Annotated in this window: 1 protein-coding gene; it reads left to right on the forward strand. The window is 58.7% G+C overall.

The features are described 5' to 3' along the window. A partial coding sequence (locus tag FSO04_RS45895; RefSeq protein ID WP_267905127.1) for a group II intron maturase-specific domain-containing protein occupies nt 1-627 on the forward strand: 627 nt, incomplete at its 5' end. Nucleotides 628-796 lie beyond the last annotated feature (169 nt).

A 796-nucleotide genomic window follows, 5' to 3' on the forward strand; every position in this document is an offset into this window, starting at 1 on the left:
ATCTCACCACTGCTGGCGAATATTTACATGCGCCGGTTTGTGCTGGCATGGAAAAGGCTCGGACTTCAGCGCAGTCTTGGTAGTCGAATCGTGACCTACGCGGACGATCTGGTGATCCTGTGCAAGCAAGGTAAGGCAGAAGAAGCCTTGTCACGAATGCGCGCGATCATGGACAAGCTGAAGCTGACGGTCAACGAGGAGAAGACACGAATCTGCAAGGTGCCGGAAGGCGAATTCGACTTCCTGGGTTTTACGTTTGGGCGGATGTACTCCGCTACGACTGGTCAGGCCCGTATGGGTATGAAGCCGTCGAAGAAGAGTATCCGGCGCATGGTCGAAAAGATTCATGCAATGACCGCCCTCAAGACGGCATGGCAAGAGACCACGGAACTGGTGAGCAGGTTGAACCGCACGCTGCGCGGCTGGGCGAACTACTTCAAGGTAGGGAGCGTAAGCCGCGCCTATCGCGCGCTGGACAGCTACACCGCAACGCGGTTGCGCCGGTGGCTACGCAACAAGTACAAGCTCAGACGCCGCAGGGGCGGGACTTATCCATCCCCGCATCTCTACGGGTACTTCGGTCTCGTACGTCTGAGCGCACGTGGGGGCGTAGCGTGGCGTGTGTGAAGGCGTGATGTCTTATCCGAGAGCCCAGTGCGGGAGATCTGCACGCTGGGTTCGATGAGCGGGATGTGGAAACGGGGTTACGGCGAGGTTATTGGGGCACCGCCAGACGAAAGAGGCGGCAACAGACAAACCGAGCCTACCGCTACCGCGCCACATCTCGACTCTACCG

The organism is Paraburkholderia madseniana, from assembly GCF_009690905.1.
In the GTDB taxonomy this organism is placed as follows: domain Bacteria; phylum Pseudomonadota; class Gammaproteobacteria; order Burkholderiales; family Burkholderiaceae; genus Paraburkholderia; species Paraburkholderia madseniana.